This window comes from Actinokineospora inagensis DSM 44258 (genome assembly GCF_000482865.1).
GTDB classification, from domain to species: domain Bacteria; phylum Actinomycetota; class Actinomycetes; order Mycobacteriales; family Pseudonocardiaceae; genus Actinokineospora; species Actinokineospora inagensis.
In genome coordinates, this window is sequence record NZ_AXWW01000025.1 from 109,293 (window position 1) to 116,641 (window position 7,349).

At 68.9% G+C, this 7,349-nt stretch carries 9 protein-coding genes; 8 read left to right on the top strand and 1 reads right to left on the bottom strand.

Annotated features, from left to right (window positions below; all coding sequences use genetic code 11):
* Positions 1-3: 3 nt before the first annotated feature.
* The 6 genes from H504_RS0110860 to H504_RS41045 all read left to right on the top strand — a co-directional run bounded on the left by H504_RS0110860 (position 4) and on the right by H504_RS41045 (position 4,979).
* The gene (locus H504_RS0110860; RefSeq protein ID WP_026422797.1) at positions 4-1,473 is read left to right on the top strand and encodes a S10 family peptidase; all 1,470 of its coding nucleotides are present in this window, start codon (positions 4-6) and stop codon (positions 1,471-1,473) included.
* 102 nt (positions 1,474-1,575) lie between these two features.
* Complete coding sequence (locus H504_RS0110865) at positions 1,576-2,751, top strand: helix-turn-helix domain-containing protein (RefSeq protein ID WP_084467538.1); 1,176 nt, start codon at positions 1,576-1,578, stop codon at positions 2,749-2,751.
* Positions 2,752-2,886: 135 nt separating this feature from the next.
* Positions 2,887-3,102, top strand: a complete 216-nt coding sequence (locus H504_RS0110870) for a hypothetical protein (protein WP_026422799.1) — start codon at positions 2,887-2,889, stop codon at positions 3,100-3,102.
* Positions 3,103-3,285: 183 nt separating this feature from the next.
* Positions 3,286-3,909, top strand: a complete 624-nt coding sequence (locus H504_RS0110875) for a hypothetical protein (RefSeq protein ID WP_026422800.1) — start codon at positions 3,286-3,288, stop codon at positions 3,907-3,909.
* Between the two features lie 37 nt (positions 3,910-3,946).
* Entirely contained in the window at positions 3,947-4,687 is a 741-nt protein-coding gene (locus H504_RS0110880) for a hypothetical protein (RefSeq protein ID WP_157440335.1), read from the top strand.
* A 124-nt stretch (positions 4,688-4,811) separates the two neighbouring features.
* On the top strand, positions 4,812-4,979 hold the full coding sequence (locus H504_RS41045) for a hypothetical protein (protein ID WP_157440336.1): 168 nt from the start codon (positions 4,812-4,814) through the stop codon (positions 4,977-4,979).
* Positions 4,980-5,135: 156 nt separating this feature from the next.
* Here the strand turns inward: H504_RS41045 and H504_RS34430 are convergent, their stop codons facing one another.
* Positions 5,136-5,981, bottom strand: a complete 846-nt coding sequence (locus H504_RS34430) for a helix-turn-helix domain-containing protein (RefSeq protein ID WP_051385716.1) — start codon at positions 5,979-5,981, stop codon at positions 5,136-5,138.
* Between the two features lie 433 nt (positions 5,982-6,414).
* On the opposite strand from H504_RS34430, the gene H504_RS39725 reads away from it, so the two are divergent.
* Together H504_RS39725 and H504_RS0110895 are read left to right on the top strand one after the other, a co-directional pair.
* On the top strand, positions 6,415-6,588 hold the full coding sequence (locus tag H504_RS39725; protein WP_157440337.1) for a DUF397 domain-containing protein: 174 nt from the start codon (positions 6,415-6,417) through the stop codon (positions 6,586-6,588).
* A 39-nt stretch (positions 6,589-6,627) separates the two neighbouring features.
* Positions 6,628-7,305 (top strand): DUF4129 domain-containing protein, encoded by a 678-nt coding sequence (locus H504_RS0110895; RefSeq protein WP_026422802.1) that lies wholly within the window; start codon positions 6,628-6,630, stop codon positions 7,303-7,305.
* Positions 7,306-7,349 lie beyond the last annotated feature (44 nt).

Below are 7,349 nucleotides of genomic sequence, written 5' to 3' on the forward strand. Positions count from 1 at the left end.
GGCATGGGAAGCACCGAGGCCGACGAGCCGACAACGACCACACCCGACCCCACCGACGACCTCGTCTCCACCACCCATTCCATCACGGCGGGTGGCGCGGAGCTGAACTACACCGCCACCACCGGCCGCGTCGTGCTGCGCCAGGAGGTGACCACCGACGGCAAGTTCGACGGGCACCTGCCCAAGGCCGAGGTGTTCATCACCGCGTACACCCTGGACGGCGCCGACCCGGCCACCCGCCCGGTGACGTTCGCCTTCAACGGTGGGCCGGGTTCGGCGAGCCTGTGGCTGCACCTGGGGCTGTTCGGCCCGCGCCGGGTGGTCACCGGCGACGTGGGTGCCCTGGCGGCCCCGCCGTACCGCCTGGTCGACAACGAGGAGACCCTGCTGGCGCACAGCGACCTCGTCTTCATCGATCCCGTGTCCACCGGGTACTCCCGGGCGGTGAAGGGCGAGAAGGCGGGCGACTACCACGGCTTCCAGGCCGACCTGGAGTCGGTGGGCGAGGTCATCCGGCTGTGGACGACCCGCAACGGCCGCTGGGTGTCGCCGAAGTACATCGCGGGGGAGTCGTACGGGACGACCAGGGCGGCGGGGTTGGCGCACCACCTGCAGTCCCGGTACGGCATGTACCTCAACGGGTTGGTGCTGATCTCCGCGGTGCTCGACTTCGGCACGCTGGACTTCAAGACCGGCAACGACGTGCCGTACCCGATGTTCCTGCCCAGCTACGCGGCCATCGCGCACTACCACGGCCTGCACGGCGACCGGGCGCTGCCGGACCTGCTGGCCGAGGCCGAGGAGTTCGCCTCCGGCGAGTACCCCGCCGCGCTCGCCAGGGGCTCCCGGCTGTCCACTGAGGATCGGGACCGGGTGGTCGCCCGGCTGGCCGCGCTGACCGGCCTGTCCACCGACTACGTCGACCGGGTCAATCTACGCGTCGAGCACATCCGGTTCTTCACCGAGCTGTTGCGCCACCGCAAACAAACCGTCGGCCGGTTGGACGGCCGGTTCACCGGCTGGGACGTCGACTACGGCCGTGAGCACCTCAGCGACGACCCGGCGTCCTCGGCGATCATGGGCGCGTACACCGCTGGTATAAACCACTATCTGCACACGGAACTGGCCTACCCCAACGACTTGCCCTACGAGGTGCTCAGCCTCGAGGTGAACCGGGCCTGGTCGTTCAAGGAGTTCGAGAACGCGCACGTCACGGTCACCGACAAGCTGGCGGCGGCCATGCGGGCGAACCCGCACCTGCGGCTGCATGTCGCATCCGGGTACACCGACGGCGCGACCCCGTACTTCGCCACCGAACACTCCTTGGCACAGCTTGAGATCCCGGCCCAGCTCCGGGACAACATCGAGGTTTTCTACTACGAGGCCGGGCACATGATGTACGTGCACGAACCGTCCCGGCTTCGCCAGTCGGCGGACATCGCGGCCTTCGTGCGCGGAACCGTTAGCAACTAAGCGGTTTCCACGCCGACCCCGAGCCCGTACCCTGAGCGGTGTCCCCCGGTCGACCCGGCCGGGGGCACTTCAGCGGGCCTCCCTTCGGCGAAGGGGTCAAGGGTGAGCGATATCGGGCGCCGCTTGCGCCAGATCCGCAACGCGCGGGGCAAGTCGTTGGCGGTGGTGGCGGGGCTGGCCGGGATCTCGCCGTCGTACCTGAGCAGGCTCGAGTCGGGGCACCGGGCGCTGGACCGCCGGTCGCTGATCGTGGCGCTGGCGCGCGCGCTGGACGTGGCACCGACCGAGATCACCAACGTGGCGCTGGCCGCGCCCGGCGAGGCCGAGGAGGACCGGGCGCTCGGCGCCGTCCGCCTCGCCCTGTTCGCCGCGGCGATGCACGCCTCGCGCGGTCGGGTCTGCGCCGTCGAGGAGCTGTCCGCGCGCGCAGGCGACCTGCTCGACCGGCAGCGGAGCTGCGACTACGCGACCGTCGGCGCGCTGTTACCCGGTCTCATCGGAGACCTGCACACGACCCTGGCCGCCGGGCGGGCCGAGCCCGAGGTGCTGCGGCTGCTGGTGATCACGCACGTGCAGGGCACCCAGGCCTGGCTCGGCGACATCGGCGCCAGCCAGGACCTCGGCTGGCAGGCCGCGACCCTGGCCGCCGACGCGGCGCAGTCGCTCGACGACCCGCTCTACCTGGCGGTCAGCGGGTTCGGCACCGCGTTCGGGTTGATCGGGGCGGGCGGGTTCGACCTGGCCAGGCGGGTCCTGGTCGAGACGGACCCCGGCACGGCGGGCAACACCGAACTGCAGTTGGCCGGGATGCTGACGCTGACCAGGTCGCTGGTCGCGGCGGCCGACGGCGAGCACGCCGAGCGCACCGCGGCGCTCAACCACGCGGGCGACCTGGCCAGGTTCGCGGGCGAGGGCAACGCGCTGTGGTTCGGCTTCGGCCCGTCGAACGTCGCCGTGTGGCGAATGTCGGTGGCCCTGGAGGCGGGCGAACACGGTGAGGCGGCCCGGATCGGCGCCACCGTCGACCACAACGCCCTCCCGTCGCCGACACGCCGCTCGGCGTACTGGCGGGAGTACGGCCGCGCGCTGGCCAGGATGCCCAACCGCCGCGACGAGGCCGTGCTCATGTTGCGCCGCGCGGAACGCATCTCGCCCGCCCGCGTACACAGGCATCCGTTCATGCATTCGGTGCTCGCGGAGTTGTTGGCACGGGCCAGGGACGACGCGATCGGCCGTGAGCTGCGTGGACTCGCGTACCGGGCGGGCCTGCTGTCGTGAGGTGTACGGCCGAACGGGCGACCTTGCCACAGTGGCAAAGCCGCCCGGCGCCCCGCCTCTAGCGTTGACCGCGGTGGAGGAGGTGATGGGCTTGGTCGGGGAGATCGGGTCCGCAACACGGTCCGGCGGCACGGTGTGACGGCGACCCCGGAGCAGGTCGACACGGCACGGGCGGTCGTCCTGCTCGCCGCCAAACTGGATCCGCTGCCCGCCCGGTTGCGTGACTACGCCTCCGGTCTGATCATCGGCTGGGCATCCCCAGAACAAGCCGATGCCCTGGCCGACGCCCTCGAGGAAACAGCACGACACATCCGCCTCAACCGACCGAGGTTCGTGCTGACCGTCGAATAACCGCCCCACCACCACGGCAGCGGACCCCGCGCGCCGGACTCCGCGGGGTCCGCTGCCATCCACATCGGACAGTCCATATTGGACATCTAATGTGGATGGTTGGACCAGATCGCCCTCCGGCGAACTTTGGGCTGTTCGGGTGAAGTTCAAACCGGACCGGTGGCCTTTCGTACACTGTGCGGCGTGACCGCCCTCGTGATCTCCGCCGCCGCCCTGCTGCTCTGGGCGGTCGTCATCTGGTACGGCATCATCCGCAGACCCCGCCACGTCCCGAGTCGCTCCGTCGTGATCGGCGTGGTCGTCGCCCTCATCGCCTGCCCGGTGGTCGCGATCGCGTCGTCCTGGAGCTACCTCGCCTGCCTCGACGGCGGCTTCGACCCCGGCATCAGCCGCTCCGACGGCGAATGCGTCGGCGTCACTGACGGCACCTACAAGTTCTCCAGCGCCTTGAGCAACGACTTCGGTCCCGTGACCCGCGACGCCCTCGACCACGTCGAGTCGACGATCGCCGACCAGAACGCCGCCTTGGACCAGAGTAAGCCTCGAGTCACTGTCGCGTTCTTGGCCCCGTTCACCTCAGACCTGTCGGGGCCTCGGTTGGTGCACCAACTCGAAGGCGCGGCCGCGGCGCAGCGGCAGATCAACAAGGACCGGCCGTTCGCCATTCGGCTTCTGTTGGCCCACCTCGGTTCAGTGGAGGGGCAGTGGGAAACGGTGGTCGACCAGGTGGCCAACCTGGTCAACGACAGTGACCAACCGCTCGTCGCGGTCATGGGCCTCGGGTTGGACACGGGCCCCGCTGGCTGATATCACCAGATACTTGTCGGACAGAGGGATTCCTATGGTGTCCGATGTGGTCACCGCGAACGATATCGGCGGCGCCACGGGTTTCCGTCGGATTGCCTACTCGAACCAACTGCAGGTCGACGCGCTGCTTGCCGACCTTCGTGAATACATCGAGGATCCCATGGTAGTCATGCGGTACGTGGATGACATAGATCCGTACACCAAGTCCGCTGCGGATCCCGTCGCCAAGTTCTTGCGCGGCAAGCAAATCGTGCCCCAGGACATGCTCAACGAGTTGGTCAAGGACAACAGTTGTGACCACGTCACCGTGCTCTCCACCTCTGACGCCGCCATCCTGGGATTGGCCAACGCAGACCAGCAGGCGACCAATGCGTGGGGCATCGGTGCGATGAACAAGGATCTCGGCGCGAAGGTCTCCATCAACTACACGCCGCTGTCTCAGCCTGCTACAGGCACAGACTACGAGAACCTGCAGGACAGGATGACCGAACTCAACTTCTCCAGTGACGACCTGAACACCGGGTGGTTGGCCAACGCCTGGGACGCGCTGCGGGTCGTGGATGCCTGGGTCAACCGGACCATGGCGGATGACCGCTCCCTGACGGTCGAGCAAGTGCTGCTCACTGCCAGCACCATGTACACCGGCGTGGGGCACCAGGTGTTCCAAGGGGCCACTGGTGCGTTCTGTTTCACCGACAAGGGCGACCGGAGCGACAGCTTGACCGCCGCGTGCGATCCTGACCACCCGGTGCTGCCGAAGGTTGTCCACCGACCCTAGCTGCGTCTGGCTGCAGGTGCCTTGGACTGATCGGGGCATTGACACCGATCGCTAGGATTGGGGGTGTGCGCTACCGCCGCGTGTGGGGGGATTGTGGTTCTGGCGGGGTGATGGAGTTGCCACTGTGACAGCGCTGGTTGTGTTGCTTGCCGTGCTGATGTCGTGGGGGTTTGTTTTCCTGTTGCTGCGCTGGTTGTTGGGTAAACCGGTGCGGGAGATCCGGGTGGTGGTTCGCCCGTTGCCGCTGCCGAGTGTCGAGATTGTGGTTGGTCGGGGCGATTTACGGGAATAGCGGAACCTGATCCCGGGACCGGTGACGCTCGGTGTCGGTGGCGGTCCGGGTGGGCCGCCACCGGCGGTCGCGTTGGGACTGTCAGTTGTCGACCGGACCGGCAGGTCGCCATTGTCGGGTCGTGACAACGTTGTCAGGTCTTTATGCCGCTGTGCCTCAGTCGTTGACCAAGTGGCGCAGCAGGGACGCGGTGTCGGACTCGGACAGCGCGGCCTGCTCGATCGCCAGGTACCGCTCCCAGGCGGCGGTGACCACGTCGTTGTCGCCGGTCGCCAGGTAGTCCTTGCCCGCGGTCTCCTCGAACAGCACCGTGTCGCCGATCTCGTCGTCGAGTTCGAGCAGCATGAACGCGCCCGCCAGGCCGGGGTGCTCGCCCGCGCTGAACGGCACCACCCGGATCGACGTGTCGTCCTGCGCGCCGCGGTCGAGCAGCGCGCGCAGTTGGGCGCGCAGCACCTCCGGGCCGCCGATGGTGCGCCGCACAGCGGATTCGTCGACCAGCACGGACAGTTTGGGACGGTCGGTGTCGAACCGCTGCTGCCGCCGCATCCGGCACTCCAGCGCCAGGTCCAGTTCCACGCCGGTGTAGACGGTGCTGAGCACGGCGCGCGCGTAGTCGGCGGTCTGCAGGTGCCCGGGGACCAGCACCGGGTGGAACTGGTGGATGGCGGCGGCGGAGCCCTCGTAGGCCAGCAGCCTGCGGAACGGCTCGCTGGTGATCGCGTCGTAGCGGGCGTACCAGGGCTGCTCGCGGCTCTCCTTGGCGATCTCGACCAGGTCGTTGACCACTTCGGCGTCGGTGGTGCCGTACTCGGCCAGCAGCGCGCGCAGGTCGGTGGTGGACACCCCGACGGCGGCCTTCTCGATGCGAATCAGCTTCGACACCGACCAGTCCATGGTGGCGGCGACCTCGGGCTGGGTCTTGCCCGCCTGCTCGCGGAAAGTGCGCAGCAGTCTGCCGAGCTGGCGCTTGGAGAAGCGGGGGTCCCGTTGTCTTGGCATCGTGCGACTCCGGTCGGAAGTGTGGGGTGGGTCCGGGAGCGTCTGGTGGGGTCGGCGGACGGCGGTGGCGAGTGGTCGTATCGGCTACGGGGTGTCATACCATAGGGCGAGAGCCACTCGGCGGAGTGCCACTTGGCTGTCGGCCACCTCACCGCTGGTTTGCCAGCGTTTGGCAAGGTAGCACGGCTGGACCCGTTTGCGCTGCCCCGGAATGTTCCCCGCAACGCGGAGATCGGCCACCACGATGAGGTACCTCGACCGAGAGTGATAATTACTCTGGGTAGAACTTTGGGTCAGTGGTGTTCCGATGGGCGTGCCCTGCGTTCGGGGCATCGGTGCTACCCGGGCAGGGGATTCACTGGTCACCGACCACCACGAAATAATGCCCCGGTATTGCGCTCCCGCGTGGGGGTGCCGAACGCGGAGGGCATTGATGACTGTGGTGTTGGCGCGGTGGCGAAAAAGCTCCTACAGCGAGAGCACCAATTGTGTCGAACTCGCCAGGTGGCCGGGCGGCAATTCGGTCCGGGATTCCAAGAATCCGGACCGAAAATTGGACATCTCGCGCCGGGGCGTCAACCGGCTGCTGGCCTTCGTGCGCGCGTAGTCCTCGATTCGCGGGCGCCGGTGCGGCAAGCTGTGCGCCATGTCCCCGCGCCTGTCGACGTTGCCGGTCGCGGCGGCGCTGCTGCTGCTCGCGGCCGCCGCCGCCCGCGGCACGTCGGCGATCCCGGCGGGACCGGCCACCGCCGCCCCGTCCACCGCCCGGGACGAGGTGGTCTCCTCGGCGACCCCGGCCCCCACCGCCAACCCCTTCCTCGACTTCGTCGGCGGCATCGGCACCGGCCTGCTCCTCCTGGCCGTCGCCACCATGCTGCTCATCGGCCTAACCGGCTTCCTCATGGGCTTCACCCGCCGCCGTCGCGTCCGCCCCGTCCTCCCGGACCTCCAGTTGCCACCCCACTCGGCCCCACCCGACGGCACCGCCACCGCCACGGCCCTCGCCACCGCGGCCCACAACGCCCGCCTCCGCCTCACCGCGGCTCCCGCCGTACCCACGGCCGACGCCATCATCGCCGCGTGGCTGGAACTCGAGCAGACCGCCGCCACCCTGGGCACCCCCCGCGCGCCCCACCAAACCCCCACCGAGTTCGCCACCGCCCTGCTCACCGCCCACCAGGCCGACGAACCCGCCCTCACCACCCTCCGCCACGCCTACCACCGCGCCCGCTTCGCCCACACCCCCACCTTCACCCCCGCCGACCTCACCAAGGTCACCTCCGCCCTCACCACCCTCGAACACTCCCTGACGACGCCCCGATGACCCCGCCCCTCGCCGCCCCGCCCGCACCCGTCCTGCCGACTGCC